This is a genomic window from Paenibacillus sp. NMA1017 (assembly GCF_058895805.1).
Genome location: NZ_JBZXYR010000006.1, coordinates 150789 through 175525 on the forward strand (window position 1 = coordinate 150789; position 24737 = coordinate 175525).

Annotated in this window: 25 protein-coding genes and 1 other annotated feature; of the genes, 15 read left to right on the forward strand and 10 right to left on the reverse strand. The window is 45.1% G+C overall.

Annotated features, from left to right (window positions below; all coding sequences use genetic code 11):
• Nucleotides 1-201: 201 nt before the first annotated feature.
• Nucleotides 202-1428, forward strand: a complete 1227-nt coding sequence (locus AC5ELV_RS16655; protein ID WP_493431054.1) for an acyltransferase — start codon at nt 202-204, stop codon at nt 1426-1428.
• Between the two features lie 179 nt (nt 1429-1607).
• Here AC5ELV_RS16655 and AC5ELV_RS16660 read toward each other — a convergent pair whose 3' ends face one another.
• Both AC5ELV_RS16660 and AC5ELV_RS16665 read right to left on the reverse strand, forming a co-directional pair.
• A complete protein-coding gene (locus AC5ELV_RS16660; RefSeq protein ID WP_493431055.1) occupies nt 1608-1877 on the reverse strand; it encodes a Spo0E family sporulation regulatory protein-aspartic acid phosphatase in 270 nt (89 codons plus the stop codon).
• Between the two features lie 226 nt (nt 1878-2103).
• Nucleotides 2104-3501, reverse strand: a complete 1398-nt coding sequence (locus tag AC5ELV_RS16665) for a helix-turn-helix domain-containing protein (RefSeq protein WP_493431056.1) — start codon at nt 3499-3501, stop codon at nt 2104-2106.
• 204 nt (nt 3502-3705) lie between these two features.
• Here AC5ELV_RS16665 and AC5ELV_RS16670 point away from each other — a divergent pair, with 204 nt between their 5' ends.
• The 3 genes from AC5ELV_RS16670 (at nt 3706) to AC5ELV_RS16680 (ending at nt 5923) form a co-directional block, all read left to right on the forward strand.
• Nucleotides 3706-4155, forward strand: coding sequence for an AbrB/MazE/SpoVT family DNA-binding domain-containing protein (locus tag AC5ELV_RS16670; protein WP_493431057.1), 450 nt, complete (start codon nt 3706-3708; stop codon nt 4153-4155).
• 269 nt (nt 4156-4424) lie between these two features.
• A complete protein-coding gene (locus AC5ELV_RS16675; RefSeq protein ID WP_493431058.1) occupies nt 4425-4880 on the forward strand; it encodes a MarR family winged helix-turn-helix transcriptional regulator in 456 nt (151 codons plus the stop codon).
• Between the two features lie 164 nt (nt 4881-5044).
• The gene (locus tag AC5ELV_RS16680; RefSeq protein WP_493431139.1) at nt 5045-5923 is read left to right on the forward strand and encodes a (Fe-S)-binding protein; all 879 of its coding nucleotides are present in this window, start codon (nt 5045-5047) and stop codon (nt 5921-5923) included.
• A 124-nt stretch (nt 5924-6047) separates the two neighbouring features.
• On the opposite strand, the gene AC5ELV_RS16685 is transcribed toward AC5ELV_RS16680, so the two are convergent.
• Nucleotides 6048-6524: a hypothetical protein gene (locus tag AC5ELV_RS16685; RefSeq protein WP_307348174.1), complete on the reverse strand. Its 477-nt coding sequence runs from the start codon at nt 6522-6524 to the stop codon at nt 6048-6050.
• 358 nt (nt 6525-6882) lie between these two features.
• Between AC5ELV_RS16685 and AC5ELV_RS16690 the strand changes: the two genes are divergently transcribed.
• The 4 genes from AC5ELV_RS16690 (at nt 6883) to AC5ELV_RS16705 (ending at nt 9694) form a co-directional block, all read left to right on the forward strand.
• Entirely contained in the window at nt 6883-7158 is a 276-nt protein-coding gene (locus tag AC5ELV_RS16690; RefSeq protein WP_493431143.1) for a hypothetical protein, read from the forward strand.
• A gap of 36 nt (nt 7159-7194) precedes the next feature.
• On the forward strand, nt 7195-8268 hold the full coding sequence (locus AC5ELV_RS16695) for a polysaccharide deacetylase family protein (RefSeq protein WP_493431059.1): 1074 nt from the start codon (nt 7195-7197) through the stop codon (nt 8266-8268).
• Nucleotides 8269-8446: 178 nt separating this feature from the next.
• Entirely contained in the window at nt 8447-9382 is a 936-nt protein-coding gene (locus AC5ELV_RS16700) for a hypothetical protein (RefSeq protein WP_493431140.1), read from the forward strand.
• Nucleotides 9383-9457: 75 nt separating this feature from the next.
• Entirely contained in the window at nt 9458-9694 is a 237-nt protein-coding gene (locus tag AC5ELV_RS16705; protein ID WP_493431060.1) for an NHLP leader peptide family RiPP precursor, read from the forward strand.
• Nucleotides 9695-9793: 99 nt separating this feature from the next.
• Here the strand turns inward: AC5ELV_RS16705 and AC5ELV_RS16710 are convergent, their stop codons facing one another.
• Nucleotides 9794-11683 (reverse strand): ATP-binding protein, encoded by a 1890-nt coding sequence (locus tag AC5ELV_RS16710; RefSeq protein ID WP_493431061.1) that lies wholly within the window; start codon nt 11681-11683, stop codon nt 9794-9796.
• Nucleotides 11684-11869: 186 nt separating this feature from the next.
• Nucleotides 11870-12028 (reverse strand): hypothetical protein, encoded by a 159-nt coding sequence (locus AC5ELV_RS16715; protein ID WP_493431062.1) that lies wholly within the window; start codon nt 12026-12028, stop codon nt 11870-11872.
• 183 nt (nt 12029-12211) lie between these two features.
• Between AC5ELV_RS16715 and AC5ELV_RS16720 the strand changes: the two genes are divergently transcribed.
• The 3 genes from AC5ELV_RS16720 to AC5ELV_RS16730 all read left to right on the forward strand — a co-directional run bounded on the left by AC5ELV_RS16720 (nt 12212) and on the right by AC5ELV_RS16730 (nt 16146).
• A complete protein-coding gene (locus tag AC5ELV_RS16720) occupies nt 12212-12472 on the forward strand; it encodes a hypothetical protein (RefSeq protein ID WP_493431063.1) in 261 nt (86 codons plus the stop codon).
• Nucleotides 12473-12844: 372 nt separating this feature from the next.
• Nucleotides 12845-13116: a binding site (T-box leader), on the forward strand.
• Nucleotides 13117-13204: 88 nt separating this feature from the next.
• Nucleotides 13205-14287 carry a bifunctional 3-deoxy-7-phosphoheptulonate synthase/chorismate mutase gene (locus AC5ELV_RS16725; RefSeq protein ID WP_013309063.1) on the forward strand — a complete coding sequence of 361 codons (1083 nt, stop codon included), beginning with the start codon at nt 13205-13207 and terminating at the stop codon, nt 14285-14287.
• Between the two features lie 236 nt (nt 14288-14523).
• The gene (locus AC5ELV_RS16730) at nt 14524-16146 is read left to right on the forward strand and encodes a DUF1593 domain-containing protein (protein ID WP_493431064.1); all 1623 of its coding nucleotides are present in this window, start codon (nt 14524-14526) and stop codon (nt 16144-16146) included.
• 86 nt (nt 16147-16232) lie between these two features.
• On the opposite strand, the gene AC5ELV_RS16735 is transcribed toward AC5ELV_RS16730, so the two are convergent.
• Nucleotides 16233-17093, reverse strand: a complete 861-nt coding sequence (locus AC5ELV_RS16735; protein ID WP_493431065.1) for a TrmB family transcriptional regulator — start codon at nt 17091-17093, stop codon at nt 16233-16235.
• A 155-nt stretch (nt 17094-17248) separates the two neighbouring features.
• Here AC5ELV_RS16735 and AC5ELV_RS16740 point away from each other — a divergent pair, with 155 nt between their 5' ends.
• The gene (locus tag AC5ELV_RS16740; protein WP_493431066.1) at nt 17249-18151 is read left to right on the forward strand and encodes a DMT family transporter; all 903 of its coding nucleotides are present in this window, start codon (nt 17249-17251) and stop codon (nt 18149-18151) included.
• A 117-nt stretch (nt 18152-18268) separates the two neighbouring features.
• On the opposite strand, the gene AC5ELV_RS16745 is transcribed toward AC5ELV_RS16740, so the two are convergent.
• Together AC5ELV_RS16745 and AC5ELV_RS16750 are read right to left on the reverse strand one after the other, a co-directional pair.
• On the reverse strand, nt 18269-18448 hold the full coding sequence (locus tag AC5ELV_RS16745) for an aspartyl-phosphate phosphatase Spo0E family protein (protein ID WP_025723205.1): 180 nt from the start codon (nt 18446-18448) through the stop codon (nt 18269-18271).
• Between the two features lie 150 nt (nt 18449-18598).
• Nucleotides 18599-19831, reverse strand: a complete 1233-nt coding sequence (locus AC5ELV_RS16750; RefSeq protein WP_493431067.1) for an MFS transporter — start codon at nt 19829-19831, stop codon at nt 18599-18601.
• 131 nt (nt 19832-19962) lie between these two features.
• On the opposite strand from AC5ELV_RS16750, the gene AC5ELV_RS16755 reads away from it, so the two are divergent.
• Nucleotides 19963-20220, forward strand: coding sequence for a YqkE family protein (locus AC5ELV_RS16755; RefSeq protein ID WP_025685196.1), 258 nt, complete (start codon nt 19963-19965; stop codon nt 20218-20220).
• Between the two features lie 330 nt (nt 20221-20550).
• Nucleotides 20551-21228: a peptidylprolyl isomerase gene (locus AC5ELV_RS16760; protein WP_258296154.1), complete on the forward strand. Its 678-nt coding sequence runs from the start codon at nt 20551-20553 to the stop codon at nt 21226-21228.
• Nucleotides 21229-21453: 225 nt separating this feature from the next.
• Here AC5ELV_RS16760 and AC5ELV_RS16765 read toward each other — a convergent pair whose 3' ends face one another.
• Nucleotides 21454-22125: an MgtC/SapB family protein gene (locus tag AC5ELV_RS16765; RefSeq protein ID WP_493431068.1), complete on the reverse strand. Its 672-nt coding sequence runs from the start codon at nt 22123-22125 to the stop codon at nt 21454-21456.
• Between the two features lie 119 nt (nt 22126-22244).
• The gene (locus tag AC5ELV_RS16770; protein WP_493431069.1) at nt 22245-23678 is read right to left on the reverse strand and encodes an N-acyl-D-glucosamine 2-epimerase; all 1434 of its coding nucleotides are present in this window, start codon (nt 23676-23678) and stop codon (nt 22245-22247) included.
• A gap of 201 nt (nt 23679-23879) precedes the next feature.
• Between AC5ELV_RS16770 and AC5ELV_RS16775 the strand changes: the two genes are divergently transcribed.
• On the forward strand, nt 23880-24671 hold the full coding sequence (locus AC5ELV_RS16775; RefSeq protein ID WP_493431070.1) for an SDR family oxidoreductase: 792 nt from the start codon (nt 23880-23882) through the stop codon (nt 24669-24671).
• The last annotated feature ends 66 nt before the right edge of the window (nt 24672-24737 follow it).

Genomic DNA, 24737 nt, shown 5'->3' on the forward strand with positions numbered 1-24737 from the left:
TGTGTGTATCCTTAAGTTATAAATTCACTTTAATTTATTCTTGTTTTACTTAGATTGTAAACGCAATCATATCAAATTGGAACTACTTCACTCTTCTTACTTTCAGGTGGCGTTAATCCTGCACTAATGTTTCTACGTTACAATACCTACAATTGTGCTAGGGAAAACATATGCGTATCTTAAGGAAAAGGAGTGATATGGATGAGCAAGCCGCGTATCGCGGAGTGGACAGAACTACGGGGCCTTGCCTACCTCGCTGTCGTGCTTCAGCATTGCATTGGCGAATATATTTATCGCAGCGACATCCAACAGCCAGATTCTGTGATGCTCGCGATGCTGTATCATTTGACACGTTTTGGCACACCGACGTTCGTTTTCCTGTCTGCGGCGCTGCTTTTTTATAACGGCAACAAACCGATTGGCTATCCTCGCTATATTGGCAGGCGGTTTCGAGATATTTATGTTCCTTTCCTTTGCTGGACTGTTATTTATTGGGTATGTACTCAAAACTGGTCGACGGCGCAGTGGGGAAATATTTATTTTTACAAAGGTATGTTCGCGGAAATGATCATCCCCGTCAGCGGATATCATCTATGGTTTGTAGTGATGATCTTTCAGTTTTATATTTTGTTTCCTTTATTTTCAAAAGCAGCCGGGCAGGTTCAAGCGTTTCTACGTCGTTATAGCACGAAAAGACGCAAACAGCTTGTTTTGGCTGTTATGCTGATTGCCGCTGCGGCTTACGCTTTGTTGTTACAATGGTCCTACTATGACATGTCTGCATGGAGCACTGGGTTGCCGTCCTTTTGGCAGACTCTGTTAGATTACCGCACTTATAACTTTGTTATGTATTTTTTCTATTTTATGCTGGGCGCAGTGTGCGCCTATATGACGGACACCTGGCGGGGATTGGCCCAACAGACGTTGCCGTGGAATGTATTTGTCTTTATTGGTCTATTCATGCTTATGGGTCACACAATGCTGATCCAGTCGGGTGATACGATCAATCTCAATATTTCTACTTATCTGAAACCAAGCACCTTCGTGCTGATTGTCTCGCAGTTGCTTTTGTTGTACGGACTGTTGCTTCATTTGCAAAAAGACCAGCGATCCGAGCCGTTTCGTCGTATGCTGAACTGGATTGGACGCTATTCCTTCGGAGGATATCTGGCCCATGCGCTCGTGCTGTCCTTCATATCCTACTACACCCGCCCGCTTGCACTGGGCGATCATCATTTTACAGCTACGCTTATTACGTTTATCGTCGTGGCAAGTGTTTCTTTGGGCATCAGCTGGCTCTTTGCCCATCTGCCCGGCGGTAACTGGATTGTTGGCTCCAAAGGCAGACAGCGGTTGAACTGGCATTCGTTTCGCTTCCAGTTCTTTTCCTCCAAACGTGCTTCCAAAAGCACGCAGGAGCTTGGCTAATCTTGTAGATCTGTGTTTCAGCAAGGGGTAATAAATCCAATGGACTTTGGCAGGGCTCACTTATTGAGCTCTGCTTTTTTGTTGCCTTAGTATGCTACCCCCAAAAAGCGATTAACATTTTATGACATGAATATGTATTTAATTTTAAAATAAGTCATTATATAGAATAATCATAAACGTTACGTGGGAGAAGTCACAGTTTTGCATAAAAAGAAAGGGGAGGATGGACTGAACATAACATCGTCGTTGTTAATGATCTGATCCAAAACATGGTGAGGCTGCTTTCTGGTCTGAAACATACGGTTGTACTGATTAATCAGTTCATCCAAAAGCATAGACTGTTCAAGTACACAAGCATGTCCGAAGCCATGCTCTTCGTAAAGATCATACAAGTGTTGTCTGGCATTTTCCATTTGTTGAATTAACATTAACGTGTCATCTCTGTTCATCCTGCATACCTCCTAATGAATCTCATTTTAAGGAGGGATGTACAAATACGTCATGATCTTTTTTGAACCAAAAAATTACAAAATAATACAAAAAGAGACCAGCAATAAGCTGGTCCAGGGTAATGAATTAGTGCTTGGTCAAGATCCACCAACGTGTCCTTGTGTTTGGATCGTGTCATGGCTTAGATTTCCAGCTTGGACTGGTACTGTGAATACCAGTAAAAAGCTAGTTACCGCCAAGAAGAAAGCCATCCTTTTGATCATTTTTCTCCCACACCTCCTCATAAATAGATTGGAACTGTGTCTGTGTTTCGGGAGCCGCATGTGTTTTGAAATGAAAAAATAATCCAAAACAATTGGCAATAAGTAGTACATGGTTAATTGTAACAGCTTTTTCAAATGCGTTTATTAAACATTTGAAACCATATGGATATCTACCTTTATATAGGCTATACTTAGCCATTTTATACCAGAAGCGTACGTATTCTTCAGGTAAAACTTGTTGTGTATACATGTCAGAAGACAACGGTTCCTGATACGCTGCAATTTGGGATTCAAAGCGCCGAAGGATATGGTCTACATCTACATTGTACCGATTAGCTACTTCAAGGACGTTCAATAGCTCGGCAAAAATCTCCTTTTCGGCAGCCATATGTTCTACGTAATCTTGCAGAACACTGATATCCCCAGACATAAGTCTGTTGACGTACGTATTAATTTTCGCCCATTGCTGATATTGCTTCTTCCAATACAGAGACTCGGAGTCTTTTTCCTTTACCCAACTTAGATCAGCATAACCGCGAATATGTTCTAATGCCTGTTCATGATCTCCTTTTGCATCACAAGCATTAGCACACAACAATTCGGCGTAAACTATGTATACAAACAGCGGCCTACTTAGCTTTTTTCGTGGCTCTGCCTCTTTTCTCTTGGAGTTATGAACCAAATTATACTGGATCTGTCCTAATTGACCCATTTGATGTGCAAATTCATACACCTTGTCCCACATGCTTAATGATCTGTACACGTTCGCCAAATCTTTTAGGGCATCTAATTGCTCTATCTCGTCTAAACGATCCACAAAAGGGGCAAATTCAATGGCAGCTTGAAGATTTACAGCTCGATCTTGTCCAATATTGATTTGGAACAAGCGATACTGGCAGACCGCCAATCGCTCTGAATGCTGTTGTTTCTCACTTTCAGCCACCTTTTTGTATAGATAGGCTGCTGCTTCGTTGTAACCTTCTTTGTATACATTTTCGGCAACTTCAAAGAGCGATGGCGGATAAGTAGGGTTATCCAATAATAAAATTACAACTCGCTGCAAGCAGTCCAATCGCCCTAGCTCAATGCATCGGTATAGGAAAGGGCTGATTTTTTTCCAGTTTAGCGGAGATTCTTCAATGCATTCTTCAATATAACGCTCGTAAAAATAATCCGGTGGTAAATTCATTCCCGCAGTAATACTATCCAGTTGGTGAACAGATATAGATCGGTTACCGGTCACAATGCTACTAACTGTACCTACATTCAAATCAATCGTGTGACCAAACTTGGTCATCGTTAAGCCTTTTCGTTTCAGATAAGTTTGAATTTCTGCCTGTATCGTAGGTGTGATTTCCATGGACAAACCACCCTTTCAGCATTTTCATAGAATTTCAATTTCAATTTCAATAAACAATATAGTTTGGAAACTAATAGTATAATTATTGATTTTCCTTCACGATAATACCATCTTTTGGAACAAACATAAATGCTTTTACTTTATTGATTTTTATATTTTTATTAGGAGATCATTGGATGTTGGATAATGGAAGGAGAAGATCACTTGAAAAATACAGGTATGACACGTCCATTGGATACGTTAGGTCGAATTGTTATTCCTAAAGAGATGCGAACCTCTATGGGTATTCAAGCTGGTGAGTCCTTAGAATTTTATTTAGATGTTGAGACAGGATTGTTGAGTATGCGGAAGTATATTGGAGTCTGTTGTCACTTATGCTATTCGATTCAGGACTTAAGCTATTTCAGGGATTCATTTTTATGTAAAAAATGCATAAATGATCTGAAGGGAAATATAGGTGTGAGTCCATTACCTGTTCCTGTTGTAAAGAAACCTGCGTACAAAGAAAAAAGTAACCATCGGTCGTCTTCACAACATTTAGTTGAAAATCTAAGAAAACTCATGCGCGAGCATCCAACAGCCAAGCAAGGCGAATATGCTGAATGGCTCGGCGTATCCCAAGGCCGTATTTCCCAGCTAAAAAAGCTATTATAGGTATTGCTCAACTCTTATTCTAGCAAAGCTAAATAACCAGTCGCTGGTTGATTTCGTGCGACTGGTTATTTCAACTCTTCATTAGTAGGAAGGACTACAGGGGATAAATCATGATGTATTAATTGTTGCTCAGGCCCCATCGTTGCAAGATACGAAAGAAGCACCCAACTAAACTGACAGGGCTGACTGCTGTGACAAATCCCCCTGACAAAGCCTGTTTTTTTCGAGATAGTGTAGATACACGAAACAGCACAAAGAATGGAGAACTTATGGCAACGACAAGGAAGAATAAGAAATCTTCGCAGGAGCGATCAGCCTCAGTCTGTACCTGCATTAATCTGCGCCGTTCCTCGATGGCTGTTACAGGACTGTATGACCGATATTTGGCCCCGAGCGGACTCAATATTAGCCAATTCTCGCTGCTTAAGCACTTAACTGCGCTGGGACCAGCAAGTGTAAGCGAATTGGCGCTGGAGATGCGGCTCGACCGGACAACGATTGTGCGCAATTTGAAGGCCTTGGAGCATAGCGGATATGTGGAGGATACATCTGCTGAAGGCAGTCGCAACCGCTGCCTTACTCTGACGGAGAGTGGAAGAACGGTATACAACGACGCAGCCGAGCTTTGGGAGGAGGCGCAACGTTTTTTGCAGGAGTCATTGGGAAAAGAGAATCTGCACATACTGACCTCACTCTTATCCAAAATTGAACATTTGAGTTTGTGATTACCTGTCTTCTCATACATGAAGTGTTTGCTCGATTCGTGTATATACACGAAAAAAATGTTTCGCGGTATCAAGGCTGGTCAGTGATATATGTTAGCCCGCCACAAGGCTTCTGAAAGGAAGCTTTATTATTAACAATAACCATGGAGAGGGATGTGGATAGGATGGTTGAATCTGTATTGGATATGAGAGAAAACATCGTAGCCGAGATGAAAACCTATGTGAGCGAAGACAAAGGCAATGTTTGTGAAGAACTGCAGAGTCCTTATTACGAGGAGCCGATTATTCAATTTGCCGCCGCCCATGACCCTTTGTTTGAGGAGTACAAAAGAGTGGTGGGGCCCGATCACGCCACCCCGCAGGAAGCATTTGAGCGTTCCTTTGGAATGGAGAATTTTGATGGAGGTACCGTTATCAGCGTTGTTCTGCCGATCAGCGAGACGATCCGCAAGGCTAATCGTGCGCAAAAAGAAGGAGCCTCAAGGGAATGGGCGCTGCTGCGGACCTTTGGCGATGAATATTTTGAACAGTCTGCGAGGCAGCATTTGGCGGGATACTTAACAGGCCTTGGTTACCGTGCGGTTGCGCCGCTGGATACGGATTGGTACAGCATCCATGGTGCAACAGGGGGGCCGATCTCCAACTGGTCGGAGCGACACATTGCATATGCTGCGGGTCTTGGCACCTTCAGTATCAACGACGGCTTCATCACCGAAAAAGGAATTGCCATCCGTCTGCTGTCCGTGGTGACCGATCTCAAAGTTTCGCCTGATGCCAGAACATCTTCAGCCACAGGCCATACCGGAAACTGCCTGCTGTGCAGCAAAGGCATCTGCGGTGTGTGCATTACCCGCTGCCCTGTGCAAGCCATCAGCAAGGACGGCGGACATGACAAAATCGCCTGCATGAAATTTGTGTACGGCCAGGCTTCACGGGACTTTGCGGTTCTAAACGGTGGCGAGGCCAAATCGGGTGCTGGCTGCGGACTGTGCCAGACCAAGGTACCCTGCGAGAGTAGGAATCCGATGCGGACCGCCCGGTGAATATGGAAACCTTGCCTCCATTCACAAGGTTTTTAGTATAAAAAGATCATGCTAGTTTTGCATCAGCCCACCAAGCACCCTTTTACATTTAGATTTCGTTAGCCGAGGTTGAGGGCCTCCCCGGCTAACGCTTCAATTGAGCTTCATTCGAAGCTCCGGACTTACGATCGAATGTAATCGGGCCTTTACGGTTCACAAGCCGTTTCAGATCCACGGTCATTTCATTCTTCAATTTATCAATGAGCTGGTCTTCTTGGATGCCTTTGCTTTTAGCAACCTCGGCCAATGACTTCCCTTGTCCCAGTTCTTTCTCTAATTGGACAGGAGTGATGCCCAGCAGCTTGGCTACTTTCTCGTTGAGATGGTGATTCAAGCCGCCAGGCCGTTTGCCGTGTCTATGTCTGTGAACATGCCCATGCCCGTGGTCGTCCTGTGGTTCAGCATTCCATTGGCGGGCTGCCCCTTGGATAGAGTCGTTGGGAGTGAGAGTTTGCAACGAATTACTCGGTTCCGTCCCGGAAGCTCCAGCTGCACCCGCAGTGCCATACATCATCACTCCTCCATACAGAATAGCAGCGGTCAATTTCCATTGTTTTTTCATGTTGCAGACCCTTCTTTCATCCTTTTTAAAATAATATTTTCTTTTCCCGCTATTTTTATTCATATTTTCGCCTGTTAAGTAACCATAAGACGGGAAAAAGAAATTATGAACATTGCTATCACAATTACACCCAACCTTCGATCTACACGTGCTCCTTGGGAACCCTATCCTGTAGAGTGAGCAAGAATGAATAACTATACTTTCTACAATATAACTTGAAATTTTTCAAGTTATATATTAAGGAAAATATGATAAAATCAAATTGTAAACGTTTACAATTTGATTTTTGGAAAGACATGTTGCATCAAGCTACTACAGAATGCACTGCATCATAGTGAGGCTACAGGAGAAAAGTCCAATGAAACAAAAAATAAGGTTATTTTTATGGACATCCAAACGCACGAGCAAAACCATATCGGTCAGCGAGCACTTCAAAAAGTGGGAAGACATGGACAAGATGTATGAAGATTCACTTACTGTAGAGGGATACCAAAGCAGTCGGAGTGCCAATGTAACTAGTAATACAATTACGATTGGCGGCAATAATGGCACCAGAAACCAAGAGATCGAGCTCGTTGTAACAGCCGATGACGGGACATGGGATGCTTATATTGACTATTTGGAGATCGACTAACCTTACTGTCTATTAAAATTGTTAGGAGGTAGAACCTTGTTTATAGCTAAAGCAGGAAAATGGACGGCGATTATGTCAATCACCTTGTCTTTATTCACAGGCTCGCTGGTGATCTCGAGCAACCAGGCGCTTGCGGCTGATTGCTCGAGCGGTTATGTAGCGTTAACCTTCGACGATGGTCCCAATCCCTCTAACACCAAAGCGCTGCTTAGTGCTCTGAAGCAAAACGGTTTACGCGCGACGCTCTTTAATCTTGGACAAAACGCGCAGAATAATCCTTCGCTTGTACGTGACCAACAAGCAGCAGGCATGTGGATCGGTAACCATTCATGGTCACATCCGCATATGACGCAACTGAGCACATCGCAGATGTCATCGGAAATTACACGCACGCAGCAAACGATACAGTCCATTACTGGCACGGCACCAAAGTTGTTCCGTCCTCCGTATGGCGAGACCAACGCAACCCTCAAATCCATCGAGACCCAAAACGGTCTTACCGAAGTGTTGTGGAACGTTGACTCTCAAGACTGGAACGGCGCCACCACCGCACAGATCGTAGCTGCCGCAAGCAGACTTAAAAACGGCGATGTGATCCTGATGCATGATCAGTACCAGACTACACTCCAAGCGATCCCACAAATTGCACAGAACCTCAAAAACCGAAACCTTTGCTCTGGTATGATCTCACCGAGCAATGGCCGGGCGGTAGCGCCTGACGGCGGAAACGGCGAAACGCCGCCAAGCACAGGCACAAAAATGGAAGCAGAGAATATGACGAAAGGCGGTCAGTACACTTCAAATATCAGCTCGCCGTTCAACGGAATCGCTTTATACGCTAACCATGATTCGGTGAAATTCACACAGAATTTTACCAGCGGCACCCATAGTTTTTCACTCCGTGGTGCTTCAAATAATTCCAACATGGCCAAAATTGACTTAAAAATTGGTGGACAAACGAAGGGTATCTTCTACTTCGGCGGGAGCAGTCCTGCGGTCTACACTTTAAACAATGTCAGCCATGGAACCGGAAATCAAGAGATTGAGCTTGTTGTAACAGCCGATGATGGGACATGGGATGCTTACATTGACTATTTGGAGATCATCTGATTTTTTAAAAACAAAATCCCGGCGGGATCTTCCCCGCCGGGATTTTTGTCGGTACCCTTTTCGTCAACATTCTCAATGTAAAAATAACAAAATCTTGAAAATTGCAATCTGTTGTATAATGGCGGGTAACAACTAGAAGTCGCTATAAAAATATTCATAAGAGATGCAGGTGATGGCGATGGAATGGTATTTTGCATACAAAGACGAATTGGAAAAAGTATTTCGTCAAGCGGAGGAACGGACTTCCACGTTTCCAGCTCCCTTTCAGCAAGAGGGTTTGGACTATCTGGCGCGTTTTAATCCGTTGCGGGAAGACAGCACGCGTAATTACATATGCTATTTGCTTCCATTTTGGCTGCAAGAACTCACCGGACTGCCCCCCGAAACATGCCGCAAGCTGTCACTTGGCAACGTGTTCGTCATGGCTCACTATTTAATTCAAGACGATGTGATGGACACAGCAGCAGACAACCGTAAAACGCAACTTGCCTTAAGCCAGCTATTCTATACCGAGTGTCTAAGCGTATATCGGGACCTTTTTCCGGCAACCTCTCCTTTTTGGTCATATGCCCGAACGTATGTTGATGAATGGGCCGTTAGTGTGATATCCGAAGGAACAGAGGACTATTTTCAAGGAGAAAGAAATAAGGTCGCGCTGAAAGCAAGTCCATTAAAAATGGCAGGAACGGGTGCTTTACTACTCGCAGGCCGTGCCGATCTGATCCAGATCATTACAGATATGACGGACTTGGCGCTACTCGTGCTTCAAATGTCGGATGATTGGGCGGATTGGTCAGAAGATTTGGTCGAACATAGCTATAACTGTCTTTTGTCCCATATCAGTGCCGAGCAGAAGACAGCTTACTGTGAAGGATTGGGACCCCAACAGATTCAAGAAGCGATTTATGTACGCGGTGTGCTCGCCAGCTATGTGAGCATTGCCGATCAAGCAGTCCAACAGTTAGAGACCCTGGAGCCTTCTATCCACGGCCTAAGTAGCTTTGCACATTCTATCGCAGCAGAACTGGGCGAAGTGGCGGCGGAAATTGAAGGCGGACGCTCGCATTTGAGAAGAGGCGGACTTGATTATTGGCTCTCCAAAAATATGAAATAATGCTAGATTTTTCTGAGTCTTTCGTGGTATACTAACTAGGTAAATATAACCAATTGAATGAGAGGGTGATTTTTGATGGCTACTGAAGTTCTTCAAACACAAGTCATTCAAAAAGCTTGGGAGGATGCCAGTTTCAGAGAGAAACTGATGACTGATCCCAAATCTGCAATTCGTGATGTGTTAGGAGTCGTGATCCCCGATCATATCCAAATCAAAACATTAGAGGAAACGCCTGATCAGTTTTTTCTGGTAATTCCTCCAAATCCCTCCGGCGTGCTCGCTGCATCCCAAAAACCTCGCTCAATGTGGTAGATTGGTTGTTAATGCTTATTTAATCTAGATTCCTTAATCTCATGTGGGTGGGCTCAGCAAGCTTCCCTCCGTTTTCTCCGAATGCAAAAAAGCCGGATATTATCCGGCTACGGGGAAGCGGATGGTCGCTTCTGTTCCCACCCCTTTTGCACTTGTAAAAGTTATTTTTCCATTCATCGTTTCAATAATCCGAAAAGTTACCATCATCCCCAAACCCGTGCCTTTTGTCTTATTCGAAAAGTAAGGCTCACCTAGTCTGGATAAAGTCTGAGCATCCATCCCTTCACCATTATCCCGAATATGAATGACAGCTTCTCCGTTGTCCACATAAGCCCATATATGAATATGACCCTGGTCTCGCAGCGATTCAATACTGTTTTTGATGATATTGATGAACGCCTGCTTGAACTTGGAGGAATTCCCACGTACTTTGATTTCCTGGGGAATATCCAGCGAAATTTTTCCACCTTGCAAATTAGCCATTGGACTGATGATTCCCTCAATATGTTTGAACTCGTCCAATATGGTCAACGTTTTGGTTTGGTCAAACTCTGGCTTGGCAAAGGTCAGAAAATCAGTAATAATCGCGGAAGCTCGATCCAGCTCCTCCAGAGCGATATGTAGATAGTCTTTGTTTTTACCATCCTCCTGCTTGCTCATCAACTGAAGAAATCCACGTGTAACCTGAAGGGGATTACGTACCTCATGAGCTACAGATGCAGCCAGATCGCTAATAATCTCCATTTTCTCCGAACGTTGAAGCTCATTATTGAACATCTCCAGTTCTCTGGAATACCGAACCACCTGCTTATGCTTTTCTGCCAGCCTTCTGCCCAAAATCGCGATCAACGCCAGTACAAAACCGAACACGCCCCATTTCCACAAAAACATATTGTAGTGTCCGTCCAGAATGAAGAACCAGCTCAGTTCCCCAATAGAGATGACTGCAAAAAATGCAAAGCCTGTCGATAAGATGATCGCTTCGTGATCACCCTTAAGTGCCATGCGAACCGAAGCAAATACCAGCAGTACCAGTAAGGCCACGAGTAATATACCCAGGATGATTACACTGAAAAAATAATATAAATCGTTCAACCGCTCCTGTGCTCCTAAATTCACAATCATCATGGTGAAACAGAACAAAGAGTAGGCGGTTAACAATTTTCTAAATTTACGAATCAGTATGATCGAATTGATATTTTGCTCAAAAAAGAAAGCTAATGAGGGCAGCAGAATAAATAGTGCCACATCAAAAAGTTGTAAGTACAGCTTGCCGTAGCCGCGATAGAATGTATACAAGAATGGTGAATACGTTACGATCATCAGACCAATAGACAATACAATCGCACTTAGGGACAGCCACATGGCCATACTCGGACGGAACAGAAAAAACGAGCAGATCAGTAATACCAGGGCGATAAAGATAAACGTACTGCCCAGTACAATATCTAAAACATCCATTCTGACCAAGGTTCCCAACAAATCACGATAATCACCGGTCATCACATTGCCGATAATGCCCAGTCTATTCTTACTGCTTTCCGTCCATATGTATAATGTTTTACCGCTGTCTTCCGGCTTGAGCGGAATCAAAATACGATTATTCTCATAATTGTACCCACGGTAGGATTCGTAAAAATTGGTCCCATCCTTATACAGCGTAATATGCCTGCCATAAATATTTTCAAAAAGTACCGCTGGCGTTTCATCATTTAGTGAAGGTAACTTAATACGAATCCAGGCGGAGCCTATATTGCCGGGCTGCCTAAGCAGTTGTGTATCATCTTCAATATGCATCCAGACCTTGCTGGGATCCTTTACCTCATCTAAAGAGCCATCCTCGTCTACCGCTCCCCATCTCATATCCCAGGAGGGTATTTTATAATCCCTTTCCGGGGTCATTTTGGCCGCACAGGCGGAGTGGCCCAGCGACAACAGCATCACAATGACCGCTAGCAGGGCGGCGACAGCTTTGGGCACATGCCTCATGTTAAGCACCTCAAAGTTACATAGTAGGATTTACAAGTTTGTATACGTTTTAACATTTTTTACGTCCTGAAATTATATTATTCTATACGATGATGTGCATACCTTCTTCATAAGAAGGGTATCATGTTCTTTTTACTCATTTTTTGTAAAATCTTCATCCTCATAGATCGTCCAAATATCGGAGAATCAATAATCGCGTATTTCTACTATTTTTCCGGCCTGTCCGCCATCTGTCCAGTATAAACCTTCCGGGCGCCGAATGAGGGTGCGGGAAAATCCCGGGGTAGATGCCTTTTGACCTACTCGGATACGACTAATCATCGGACCAAACATATACCATTCCAATTCATATCCCTCCCTATCTTCTTTATCATATCACAGCAGTTACCAAAAAAACGCTAATTGAGAATGGGCATATCCCTATTCGCATGATTTTAACTTCCTACAGACACACTAACTCAAGGTTTAGCCGTTCTTCTGTTTGGGTAAGGTCGGAATAAGCAACAAAAAGTAAAGGAGCTGAGCAACATGGCCAATCGTGACGATCAAACTACTGAGCTACATGACAATGAATTTGAGCCTTCTCTGCAAAATGCAGAAACCAACTGGGAGAATCTGACGGAAGGGCCGGATACTCCTCTGGAGGACGTACCAGATGCCGATGAACTGACACCGAACAGTCCTGTCGATCCTTCTGCTCCTGCTGAATTCCTGCATGGAACCGATTTGCTGAATGGTACCGATGGGGACGAAGAAGAGCAACTGGACAGCGACGATATGCTGGATTAAGCACTTCATTTTATCGGGTGAAAGAAAACGGTTACCCATTCTGCTATGCGGGTAATGAAGTGTATAACAGAAAGGAGTTGACTGATCTCCTATGTATAAAGATCCGATGTCTCAGGCCGATATGGAGTATAAGCGCTATAAAACCTTGAATCCTGTGGAAGCAGACGAACGTAGGACCGCGGACAAGACAATTACGGACGATATCTCAGCCGAAGATAACCCGCGAGGAGTCGCATCTGCGAAGCCCGAACCCAGGGATCAAGGAAAATGAAAGGGCAGCAATTCAAGGGCAAAAACTTGAACCTGATAATCAGGGCTTGCCTTCTGCACCTACTTTGTTTAAAATAAGGTCAAATCTTTTGAATACCATGAACAAAGACAGTGACGGAGACAAGTAAACGTCTAACGGATTCCCACAGAAAGGTACGAATTGCTGAGAGCGTACCGCAATCCCGCGTTGAAATTCACTCCCGAGTCGAGCCTTGAACCGACAGAAGGATTCATTCCTTTGTCCGCAGTAGAGGTTTCCGGAAGCCCCCGTTACGGGCATCAAGCTCAGAAGTTACTGCCGTCGACTGAACGACGTTGACGATTCGTATGTATACTTCTGTAATTAGGGTGGTACCACGGCATTCGTCCCTTGCGACGAGTGCCTTTTTGTGTTATTTTCTGCAAAAAAAGTCTATCGGCTAACAGAAAAAAACAAATTTAAATTCGGGAAGGGTGTACTGTATGTCAACCAATGAAAATTCTTTGGAGCTGTTGCGGGAACAGCTCGATGCTACAAACTTGCAATTGCTGGAGCTGCTGTCCCAACGCGCTGAACTGGCGGGACAACTTGGAAAATTGAAGGAAGCTCAAGGGGTACCTGACTTTGATCCGGTACGTGAGCAACAAATGCTGGACAAGCTGATCGCGGCTAACCGTGGACCTTTTGACGATGCTACGATTCGCCAGCTGTTCAAAAATATTTTCAAGGCTTCTTTGAACTATCAAAAAGAAGAACACAAAAAACATCTGATCGTCAGCCGCAAAAATCAACCAGATAGCACAGTTATTAAGGTTAAAGATACGCTGGTGGGCGGCAAAGCCTCCATCATGGTCGCAGGTCCCTGCTCGGTGGAAAGCTACCAGCAAACTCGTGAAGTAGGTGCAGCTCTCAAGGAAGCCGGTGTGCCGATTCTTCGGGGTGGCGCGTTCAAACCACGTACGTCTCCGTACGATTTCCAAGGACTGGGTGTGGAAGGCCTGCAAATTCTCAAACGTGTAGGCGACGAGTTCGGGCTGGCTACAATCAGTGAAATCGTCGATCCAAGACATTTGGAGGAAGCGATCCAATACATCGACATTATTCAAATTGGTGCGCGTAACATGCACAACTTTGAATTGCTCAAAGCTGCGGGTGAAACCAGAACTCCGGTTCTGCTCAAACGCGGACTGGCTGCCACAATGGAAGAGTTCCTTCATGCTGCTGAATACATCGTTTCCCGTGGTAACACGCAAGTTATGCTGATTGAACGCGGTATCCGTACGTACGAAAAATGGACGCGTAACACGCTGGATATTTCCGCTGTTCCGATTTTGAAAAAGGAAAGCCATCTGCCTGTATTGGTGGACGTGACTCACTCCACAGGACGTAAGGACATCCTGGCCCCTTGCGCCAAAGCTGCCCTGGCTGCTGGAGCTGACGGTATCATGGTGGAAGTTCATCCGAACCCGGCAGTCGCTTTGTCCGATGCTCAGCAACAGCTGAACATTCCTGAGTTCCACAACTTCCTGTCTGAAGTCAAAGAATCCGGTTTATTCAAAGCCTAAAACTAATTTTATGCCGGGATTCATAAACCGCTTTCATTTTCTCGGACATTGGTGTAAAATTGAATCAGGATTGTGACTGATCATGCAGGCAAAACCTAAATGTATATATGCTCGATATTTGTCGAGGCATATATATGTTTAGGTTTTTTTTATGCCTAAATCTTGAATAAAATGAATACCTACATGGTTATAATCCTAAAAAAACATCATAGTAACGTTCAGAGAGGGGAACAGAAATGAGAGAAAGAAAAGGGTTAAGCATTTTTCTATTAGCCATGATATGTATCCTGATCATCAGTGGTTGCAGTGGTAAGGCACCCGCCGTTGTGAAAGATGAAAGCGCTGCTCCAACAGAAAAACAAACGGAAAATAAAGTAGAAAATAAAGCAACCAAGGCCAGAACAGTGATCACTACCGATGGAGAAGTAGATGATATGAACTCTGTCATTCGCTTTCTTCTTTACTCCAATGAAATGGATTTGTCCGGGATTGTACTAACTAGCTCAGTATATCATTATGCAGGTGATGAAAAGGCTGGCATCAAGCCCTTTAGATGGACCGGAACACAATGGGTAACGGACATGATCGATGCCTACGGAGAGATTTATCCCAACTTAATCAAGCATGCCGAGGGATATCCAAAGCCTGAATATATCAAGAGCGTTACCAAAATAGGTAACATTTCAAATAAAGGTGAAATGGACAAAGAAACGGAAGGCTCCAATTTCCTGAAAACACTTTTCCTGGATGATGACAAAAGAGATTTATATGTTCAAACTTGGGGTGGAACCAACACCACAGCCAGAGCTCTAAAGTCCATTGAAGACGAATATAAAAATACAGATCAATGGGAAACGATTCAAAAAAAAGTAAGTGATAAACTCGTACTGTACATCATTTTGGACCAAGACGATAGCTACAATAATTACATCGCTAAAAATTGGCCTGACATCAGAATTATTAATGATCAATCTAACTTCTGGCATTTCGCTTATGCTTGGAAAATGCACACAGAAGAAGTAAACAGCAAGTTGCATGGGGAATGGAACTTCAAAAATATTAAAGATGGTCATGGCAAGTTGCTCAATATGTATGCCTTGATGGGCGATGGCAATATCATCAAAGGCGAGTTGGATGAAGAACAAAGAGGCAGTGAAGCCTACTTAAAGAAAAATCCACAATACGACAAGTATGACTTTATTTCTGAAGGTGATTCTCCATCCTTCTTCTATTTAATAGATAACGGATTGCGGAGTATGGAAAACCCAACCTACGGTGGCTGGGGAGGTCGTTTCGGTGTCGTTAACGATAAATTATTTAGAAATACCGTGTTAGATTATGATGTGCATACGAAAAAATTCGAAGCAGAATATTCTCTGATGCGTTGGTTTGATGATATTCAAAATGACTTTGCTGCTCGTGCAGATTGGGCTATGGCATCCGACTACAAAGATGCTAACCATAATCCAACATTGACCATTAAAGAAGGATTAGACCTAACCGCTAGTCCAGGGGAGAAAATAACCCTGCATGCCGAAGGTTCAGATCCCGACGGTGACCAGTTGACCTATAAATGGTGGAGATATTTTGAAGCAGACACGTATGAAGATTCTAAAGTAAAACCAGCAGAGGTTAAGCCTGAAATGCTGGGTGACATGCAGCTTGGGCTTCATCGTGAAGTAGCTAAAGGCGAGAAAGTAAACACGATTGACTTGCAAGGTAGTGACACAAATACAGCAAGTTTCACAGTTCCTGCAGATGCTAAGTCTGGAAATACGATTCATATCATTGCAGAAGTACAGGACAATGGTAAACATCCTTTGAAACATTACCAACGTGTGATTGTAACCGTAAAATAATAAAACACAACATCCAATAAAATTAGGCTCATGGAATAACACTCCATGGGCCTTTTTATTTTTGTACATCGCACCTCGAACAATCTCTATATACGGTTAATGCTTTTTTCAGTCAAAGGAATATAATATCCTTTGCCATTCGGACCCATAGCGAATTTATTGCGAAGATGAATTAGATTAGGACCGAATTTTTCCTCTAGTTCTTCACGGAACTCATATAGGATTTCCATGATATAAATATCATGAATAATCACTTCCGTAATCGGCATCACCAGACCCGGATGCAACGTCCATGCAGCGCGGCTGTCATCACCAAGTGAAAGTATGCCCGCTACGACCTCGCGGTCGTCTATGCTAAGTACAATCCACCGACCACCAATTTCAGACGTAATCTCCTCACTCATATCATGGCGGTAAACAGTAGCGAAATCAAAGTTAAGCTCCCCATACGCTACAATGATCACTTCAATTCCTTGTTGAGCGACTTGCTCTAAGGCATCTCGGAACACCTCGGCATCCTCTTTCCAAATTTCCAATAAAATTCGGTGTTTTGCTCCTTTTACCCCTTCATTTATGCGATTGATAATGGCTTCATACCCCGAAATATTCCAAATATTCTCTCTGTTTTGAAATGATGCTGTGTACTGCTCCAAACTCTCTTGCGCCACATTGAAAATCTGCTCTGCTTTGCGTTTTCTCTGAGCAATCAATTCATGTGGCGGGAGCGGCACATACAGAGGCGTATTTTCTTGACTGACCATGATATCCCCACGGTTGACCATTCCAGACAAAACCTCGTAAATTTTGGACCTCGGTACCCCGGAATTCAATGAAACGGCGTATCCCGAAAGTGGAGAGCTTTCCAATAAGGTCACATAAGCCTTGGCTTCATATTCACTAAAATTCAAATCCCGTAGAATTTCTAATATATTTGGTTTTGGTTTCATGACGTCTTCTCCTCAATTCGTGTTCATCCTTACTATATCACTTCCCCTTGACAAAAACTGATATACACACTATCTTTTTAGTAACGTTTTTATAGTAGTCACTATGGTAGCTACTATTATTATTTCACAGAGGATTACCTCAGGGAGGATTCAACTTGAATAAAGTCATAGCTCATCACAGGGAAAGCAACCGGATTTACTACGGTTCTACGATTCTGGCCCTATTGATCTGGAGCACATCGTTTATTGCAACTAAAGCAGCCTACACGACGTTCCCCCCTCTTACCTTGGGTCTATCCAGATTTATTATAGCTTCCGTTGTGCTAGGTATCGTTTTGCTGATTAAAAAAGAACATGTCAAAGTAAAGCCAAAAGATTTGGCTACGATTTCGTTTAGTGGTGTTTTGGGAATCACTCTCTATTTTTCAATGGAGAATATAGGGGTTAGCCTGACTACCGCTTCCAACGCAGCATTAATTGTTGCATCCTATCCCGCAATTACATCGCTGCTTGAACTTATTTTGTATAAAGTGAAAATATCCAAATATAAAATTTGCGGCATAGCATTGGCCATAATCGGGGTATATTTCTTGACTTCAGTTGGCGAAAGTTCGGATAGTAAGAATCAACTCATCGGAAATTTAATATTAATTGGAACGGGTTTTGCGTGGGCGTTTTACACTTTCATGACGCGCAAGGTTGTGGACAAATATCCACCCGTGACATTATCTTTTTACCAAACCGTTGCAGGGAGTATCTTTTTTATACCGTTGGCTCTATTAGAAAAGGATCGTTGGCAGATTCCGACAACAGGATCGTTTATGTTGTTAGTATATCTGGGTGTATTCTGCTCCGTTATCGCGTTTTTGCTTTACAATTACGGATTAATCAAGCTGTCACCGAGCAGTTCCGTTTCTCTAATGAATTTGGTTCCGATATTTGGTGTCTTATTTTCTGTGTTGCTTTTGCAAGAAACGATTACATGGCGCCAAATCATCGGCGGTTTGGTCGTTATTATCGGTGTTTTACTAAGCGCACATCAAACAAACCGTACCTAAGATGATAGATTGCGCACTCGTTATAAAAGTTAAGACAAGCATCGTTGTTATAAATATCAGCGCTACAATACAAGGGCGAGTGACCTCACCAAAAGTTTCTCGCCCAGTCGGTTGTATTTATGCAGTTGGCTTTTTTTCTTTTATATAAAAAAGGTGGTTATATTGATTGATGAGGTTATCCATAATTACAGACTGTCTGAGCACACTGGCATGATTAAAACCATGTTTTGCTTGCAAAATATACAGCTTTTGACGAGCTTTCTCAAGCTGTTGACGCAAAATGTCGTCTCTTATCATAATATATCCCTCCTTGTCATATTATCAGTGTAGAGGGTTATGAATAAGTATACTAAAAGTAAAGGTTTGGGATAATTATCTAATCGCGCAAAAAAAGACCTGCTCTATAAGCCTAAAGCTTATACCATTAGACAATCTGGTGTCATTCCCCTATCCTGCAGAATGGATATCCCGATCCGTTACGTTACTCTTGGCTGAAACCGGAAAAACATTTTTTCCCTTGGCCCATAGCAACAACGCTGCAAGCAGCAATATGCCACCGTTTAACACAAAGATCCAGCGAATTGGCATCCAGCTGCCAAGCATGCCGCCAATCAATGGCCCTGCCATGGTCGCGAGTTGAGTGGCTGACTGGTTCAAGCTAAAGGCTCGTCCGCGAAACTCCGGCTTGGTGACCTCCACAGTCATTGCGTTGATAGCTGGCATGACGGACGCATAAAACAATCCGTATCCAAACCGAAGCGCACCAAAACCAACAAAGTTGGTTACAAAAAATTGTAAGATGTTCCCGATTCCTGAACCGATCAGTCCAATCAGCAGCACATGTGCAAATCCAGTCCGTCCCCCAATCCGTCCCCATCGGGGAGCCATCAACACCGCCGCAATGCCTACGGCTGAGAATACAATCCCGGAACTTAAAGACGCCTGGCTGCGATCAACTCCCATTTCAAGCACATATACCGTAATTAACGGTTCCAGTATCATAACAGAAAAGGTACTTAACCCCGCCAAAATAAGCAAAAAGTACAAAGGCCGATTAGCAATAGCCTCCTTGATATCATCACGAACATGCGAGCGGGTACTGGTTCCCTTGAAGCTGTCCTCTCTAGCGCCAAAGGTCGCAATTAACGCAGATACCAGTACAAGAGCCGCAGAGAAAAAAAAGGCATTCCGATTGCCATAATAATGGCTCACCACACCGCCAATCAGCGGGCCTATAATGCTGCCTGTCGCTCCAGCGGTCGCCATTATACCGAGCGCATAGCCGGTTTTTTCTTCTGGCGAACCCGTTCCGACCAGCGCAATCGCAGCAGGAATAAACCCGGATAGAAGGCCTTGAAATAACCGCACTCCTACGAATACATATGGATCTGTCACAAAAGCACATATCAGGTACAACACCGCCAGGCTAAAGCCTGAACGAATCAGCATCGGCTTACGTCCATACTTATCTGCAAGCGAACCCCAAAATGGGGCAATCAGCGCGCTGGCTAAAAAAGTGACTCCAAAGGCAATCCCCGACCACAGTTCCAGATGATCATTTACGCCCATTTCCGTATTCAGAAAAATAGGTAAAAACGGAATAGACACGGAATAGGCCATGCTGCAAAACAATACTCCAATCCACAAAATGACCAGGTTTCGCTTCCAATATAGATGCATGATGCCACACGTCCCTTCTGCTCATTCCATTATTACCCTCTAAATTAGAAAAGTCTACCGCCCCCCTCATCCTTCAATCGTGGAACAACCGTGAAGAAGCTGATATAATCGAATGGAATGGAGATGATGACATGGCTAAGAAGAGAAATTCGTCTTCCCCTGCTCCTGCGGCTCAGGACAAACCTGCTACGTTAAAAGATCTGTTGAGCCAGGATGTGTTGAACAAGCTAAAGGCTCAAGCCAATGAAGCCCAAGCAGAACAGGACAAGCGTAAAGAAGACGAACGGCAGCGTGCCCTTGAAGCAAAAAAAGCTGAACAGAAGAAGCTGGATAACAACTTCGAGCATCTACTGAATAACAGCAATTTGGACTGGCACAAATACAAATAAGCCAAAACCATAGCGGTTTTGGCCTATCTTTACGCTTTATGTTATAGCCAGTCACGAATATGTTGTACTGAGTACAGCACCCCTACCCAAACCGGCAGACTGAACGCCATACCCCATATGAGACCTTTTGCCAGCTTTTTGTCTACCTCCATCATGATCCTGCCCCTTTCCTTGGGAATAGCAGCAGTATGGGTCAAGAATACGGCTTTCAAACCCGTATTTCCTTATCCCCAGCAAAAAAGGTATGATAGAAAATGGAAAAGTGTTCTGCGCTGCCCCCAAACTATAAATTAGGATGTTACACCATCCAACCTTTCAGGAGGAATATCAATGAACCGAAAAACGATACGCCCATGGTATACGCTGTGCCTACTGGCCATCATGCTCGTGCTGGTTGCTGGATGTGGCACAAAAGCGGCCGATGTGGAGGCTGCCAGCCGGACAAACACTACAACTCCTGCTGCGACTAAAGACAAAAGCAAGGCTGTTTCACATCCGATTGTCACGATTGTCATGAATGATGGTAAGAAAATTAAGCTGGAGCTGTATCCGGAAGTAGCACCGAACACGGTTAACAATTTCATTTCTTTGGTGCAAAAGGGAGCCTATAACGGCACCATTTTCCACCGTGTAATCCCAGGCTTTATGATTCAGGGTGGTGATCCGCAAGGTAACGGTACAGGTGGCCCCGGCTACAGTATCAAAGGCGAATTCAAGAGCAATGGTGTTAACAATACACTCAAACATACACGTGGCGTATTATCCATGGCCCGCTCAGCGGATCTGGATTCAGCCGGATCGCAATTTTTCATCATGGTTGCCGATGCGGACTACCTCGACGGTCAATATGCCGCTTTCGGTAAAGTAACGTCCGGGCTAGACGTGGTCGATGCTATCGTCAATTCCAAACGGGATAGCAATGACAAACCGATCCAACCGGCTACGATGAAAAAAGTCACTGTGGATACGCTGGGTAAAAAATATCCAGCTCCAGTCAAAGTAAAGTAAGACATCAAATCAGTCTTTCAAAACGGGATAACAGCAACGACCTTGTGCATACGCATGAGGTCGTTTTTGCTTATCCCTTGATGCTCTCTAAGCTGCTGCCTCTATGATGTAGTAAGAGTATATACACAAAAGGAAGCGTTTTCAATCATTATTTTTAAAGTTTTTTTCCGTTATAAGAGCCGCCAGCGTTCGACAAAAAAGCTACTGTAGGAGCAGTAAATTCGTCTAATTGGACTTGGTCTCGACCGAACGAATACCTTCCATCTCTTGCAGCAGTAACAGCAATTCCTCCACTCCCTCTGACCGGGACAGCTTTAAAAGCATATGAATAACCAACTGCTCACCGTTATTGATGCGCTCGGCGTGAAAGCTGTGAATCGTCAGCTTCTTGTACTCCAGCAGTTCTTTGATCCGATTCAGTACGCCCGGTTCATTGTCGACCTGAACAACCACTTGTCGCGTAGACGGGGTAGCCATCTGATAAAAACGACTATGGAGCAAGGACTGAGCCGCTAAAATAAACAGCGTTACACCTGCACCAAGCCCATACATCCCTGCACCTACGGCAATACCGATTCCGGCGGTAGTCCAGATGCCTGCGGCAGTGGTCAGTCCTTTGATTCTATTTTTTTGTGTAAAAATCATGCCTGCGCCGATAAAGCCGACTCCACTTATAACCTGTGCTGCTATTCTGGAAGGGTCCAGCGACAGGTTAGACCAGACGGTTTGATCCTGAAAACCATATTTGGATACCACCATCATGAGCGCTGCGCCAATACCGACAATGAAATGCGTGCGAATGCCTGCCTCCTTCATCCGACTCTTCCGTTCATAGCCGATTAACGCGCCGCACAAGCCAGCGAACATGACCCGAATCAGATAATCCCAATCCCACATACTTTTTTCACTCCACTATTGTTTATGTTTTGAAAAGATGTTGCCTTAATATATACACTTCGAAAATGCTACGGCAAATGAGCCGTGTATACAGCTGTTAATTTGTTATTACCCAAATTTTAAGGAACCCTCACTTCATGCTCCGGCAGATTGTGATGTACCTTTCTCCCCTTAAGCAGCCACAGCTCCGGTGTATCCTGTACACCATCAAGGCGCAAGCTAAACGCCCCCGCTGGTAAATTGCGTATACGCAGCAATAGACGGTTTCCGTCTGCTACGGCATCCACAAGCTCCAGCAACGTTAGTGAATTGTTCCTTAGGTGGCGGCTCAGGCCGCGTGTTGTACCTGCTCTGTCCTCCCGACTCCAAATACGCAGCTCATCTATAGACGGTGTGGCAATCCGCTTGCTGAAAGAAATAACCACCTCATCTTCGGCTGATCGTTCCGCCCTAAGCGGTTTGGGAGGCTCATCGTACATGTAGCCACCCACATGGTATTCATAGGCGGTCCAGGCGTCGTAGCCGCCCTCGAGGGCGGTAGCCCCAAACCGCTGCGTCCACTCACGATCCCGTACCATACGCGCGAGGGAGCCAATATCCGCCTGCACCCCGAGGGGCAGGCCCGGATAAGCGGCCCGTATGGACTGTGCGATGCGGGCGTAGCCGCGAGTATACTGGGGCGGCAGACGGCGACGCATCCAGTCCGGCCAATGGGTCTGAAGTACGTGCATATCCGGGGCGACGCACCCGATCATAGCTACGGCGTCCAGACCCTGCCATTCCCGTAGCTGGCCTGGGACATCGCCGCGTCCGCTCACAGCAAGCGACCATGTCGCCACGCAGATGTCCGGCCGGACATCACGCACACCGCCCGCGCCGTTCACCAGCTCGCTGATCAGGCCGTTCACGGCGTCCACACGCAGATCGACCCACTGCGCGTACAGTTTCGGAACCTTCCGGTAATAATTACGCGCATGCTTGTCGCGGAAATCTGGAATGTCCTCACCGCTACGCTCGCGAAAGGCACGCTGTGCATGCGGCCCAACATCCCCGTACACTCCACTGCGCAGTCCGTTCCATTCGGGGAAATAAGGCTCCGCCACCTCGAACCCGTCGAACGGAATGTCGGTGACGAGCCGGGCAGCAGCTTTCTTTTTCCATTCCCCATACTCCTGGGCAAAATGCGAAAGCCGCTGAAACCCGTCGTTCGGTTCGCGCAGCAACTCCATGCGCCATCCTTTCCACTCCGGCGGCAGCTGGGACACGCCAAAAGAACCGTTGCCTAGCACCATCGCCCACACCGCTATGCCTCTGCGTTGAAAAGCAGCAACAAGCCCTCCATCCACTTCATTTTCACGCACGACAAAATAATGAACAGTCTGGTAGCCCGCAAGGGCGATCTCATCTGCTATACTGTCCCGCGAACGGTTGGCGTAATAGGGAAACAACGGATCGATTTGAATACTGGGGCCGCTCAGTGCCCACGGTTTGATTTTTCCGGTCAGTGCTATAGCGTCTGTCGATTCGGGTTGGTCATTTGCGTTATAGCTCAATTCGATCCACCTCCGTCACTCGGTCTTCTCCGATACTTGTTCCTGCTATATGTTTTTGCTACAAGTTCCTGCTGGTTCGCCTATGTTACCATATTTCGCAAATGGGATGAAATCCAGCTGTAACTGTTTCACCATTAACGTACAGAGGTATTGGAATAACGAGTCAGGTTTAGTTTATGAACGGAATGGGAGGAATAGTCAATGGCAGAGCAGAGATTGCAAGGGAAGATAGCAGTGGTCAGTGGTGGAGGTTCAGGAATCGGCAAGGCGACCGCGATCCGTTTTGCAGAACAAGGCGCCAAGGTGGTCATGCTGGATCGGACACCCAAGCATGCAGAGGAGACCAAAGCAATCATTGAGCGGGCTGGCGGTGAAGCACTTGTGCTGGAATGTGATATTTCCAAGCCGGATATGATTCAACAGGGGTTCGCTAAAGTCGTAGAAACGTACGGAAAGCTCGACATCGTGTTCGCCAACGCAGGCATTAACGGCACCATGGCCCCCATTGAAACGCTGGAGCTGGAGGAATGGGACCGCACGATGAACATTAATCTTCGCGGCACCTTTGCTACCGTTAAATATGCCGTCCCTTACCTGAAAGAACACGGCGGCAGCATTATCATTACCAGCTCCATCAACGGTAATCGAACCTTTTCGGGTATTGGATTCTCAGCCTACGCCTCCACCAAGGCAGCTCAGGTTGCGTTTATGAAAATGGCAGCGCTGGAGCTCGCACGTTACAAAATTCGGGTCAACGCGATATGCCCGGGAGCCATCGACACGGAAATTGACGATAACACGTACCCTTCGGAAGACTTGAAGAAGGTACAAATTCCAGTCGAATTTCCGAAGGGCGGAGAGCATCCGCTAGAGGATGCCCCTGGTGAGCCAGAGCAGGTTGCCAATCTGGTCCTGTTTCTCGCCTCAGACGAGTCATCTCATGTATCGGGTACGGAAATTTATGTAGACGGAGCAGAATCACTACTGCGTTAAGTATTAGAATGGGGAACGTTATACCCATACTACTGTTTAGGCATTCTTAGCAGCCTTATCCCTAGT

Bases quoted from the DNA above. Each gene is read 5' to 3' on its own strand.
- AC5ELV_RS16655 (WP_493431054.1), top strand. From the start codon at position 202: ATGAGCAAGCCGCGTATCGCGGAGTGGACAGAACTACGGGGCCTTGCC.
- AC5ELV_RS16660 (WP_493431055.1), bottom strand. From the start codon at position 1,877: ATGAACAGAGATGACACGTTAATGTTAATTCAACAAATGGAAAATGCC.
- AC5ELV_RS16665 (WP_493431056.1), bottom strand. From the start codon at position 3,501: ATGGAAATCACACCTACGATACAGGCAGAAATTCAAACTTATCTGAAA.
- AC5ELV_RS16675 (WP_493431058.1), top strand. From the start codon at position 4,425: ATGGCAACGACAAGGAAGAATAAGAAATCTTCGCAGGAGCGATCAGCC.
- AC5ELV_RS16680 (WP_493431139.1), top strand. From the start codon at position 5,045: ATGGTTGAATCTGTATTGGATATGAGAGAAAACATCGTAGCCGAGATG.
- AC5ELV_RS16685 (WP_307348174.1), bottom strand. From the start codon at position 6,524: ATGAAAAAACAATGGAAATTGACCGCTGCTATTCTGTATGGAGGAGTG.
- AC5ELV_RS16690 (WP_493431143.1), top strand. From the start codon at position 6,883: ATGAAACAAAAAATAAGGTTATTTTTATGGACATCCAAACGCACGAGC.
- AC5ELV_RS16700 (WP_493431140.1), top strand. From the start codon at position 8,447: ATGGAATGGTATTTTGCATACAAAGACGAATTGGAAAAAGTATTTCGT.
- AC5ELV_RS16705 (WP_493431060.1), top strand. From the start codon at position 9,458: ATGGCTACTGAAGTTCTTCAAACACAAGTCATTCAAAAAGCTTGGGAG.
- AC5ELV_RS16710 (WP_493431061.1), bottom strand. From the start codon at position 11,683: ATGAGGCATGTGCCCAAAGCTGTCGCCGCCCTGCTAGCGGTCATTGTG.
- AC5ELV_RS16720 (WP_493431063.1), top strand. From the start codon at position 12,212: ATGGCCAATCGTGACGATCAAACTACTGAGCTACATGACAATGAATTT.
- AC5ELV_RS16725 (WP_013309063.1), top strand. From the start codon at position 13,205: ATGTCAACCAATGAAAATTCTTTGGAGCTGTTGCGGGAACAGCTCGAT.
- AC5ELV_RS16730 (WP_493431064.1), top strand. From the start codon at position 14,524: ATGAGAGAAAGAAAAGGGTTAAGCATTTTTCTATTAGCCATGATATGT.
- AC5ELV_RS16735 (WP_493431065.1), bottom strand. From the start codon at position 17,093: ATGAAACCAAAACCAAATATATTAGAAATTCTACGGGATTTGAATTTT.
- AC5ELV_RS16745 (WP_025723205.1), bottom strand. From the start codon at position 18,448: ATGATAAGAGACGACATTTTGCGTCAACAGCTTGAGAAAGCTCGTCAA.
- AC5ELV_RS16750 (WP_493431067.1), bottom strand. From the start codon at position 19,831: ATGCATCTATATTGGAAGCGAAACCTGGTCATTTTGTGGATTGGAGTA.
- AC5ELV_RS16755 (WP_025685196.1), top strand. From the start codon at position 19,963: ATGGCTAAGAAGAGAAATTCGTCTTCCCCTGCTCCTGCGGCTCAGGAC.
- AC5ELV_RS16760 (WP_258296154.1), top strand. From the start codon at position 20,551: ATGAACCGAAAAACGATACGCCCATGGTATACGCTGTGCCTACTGGCC.
- AC5ELV_RS16765 (WP_493431068.1), bottom strand. From the start codon at position 22,125: ATGTGGGATTGGGATTATCTGATTCGGGTCATGTTCGCTGGCTTGTGC.
- AC5ELV_RS16775 (WP_493431070.1), top strand. From the start codon at position 23,880: ATGGCAGAGCAGAGATTGCAAGGGAAGATAGCAGTGGTCAGTGGTGGA.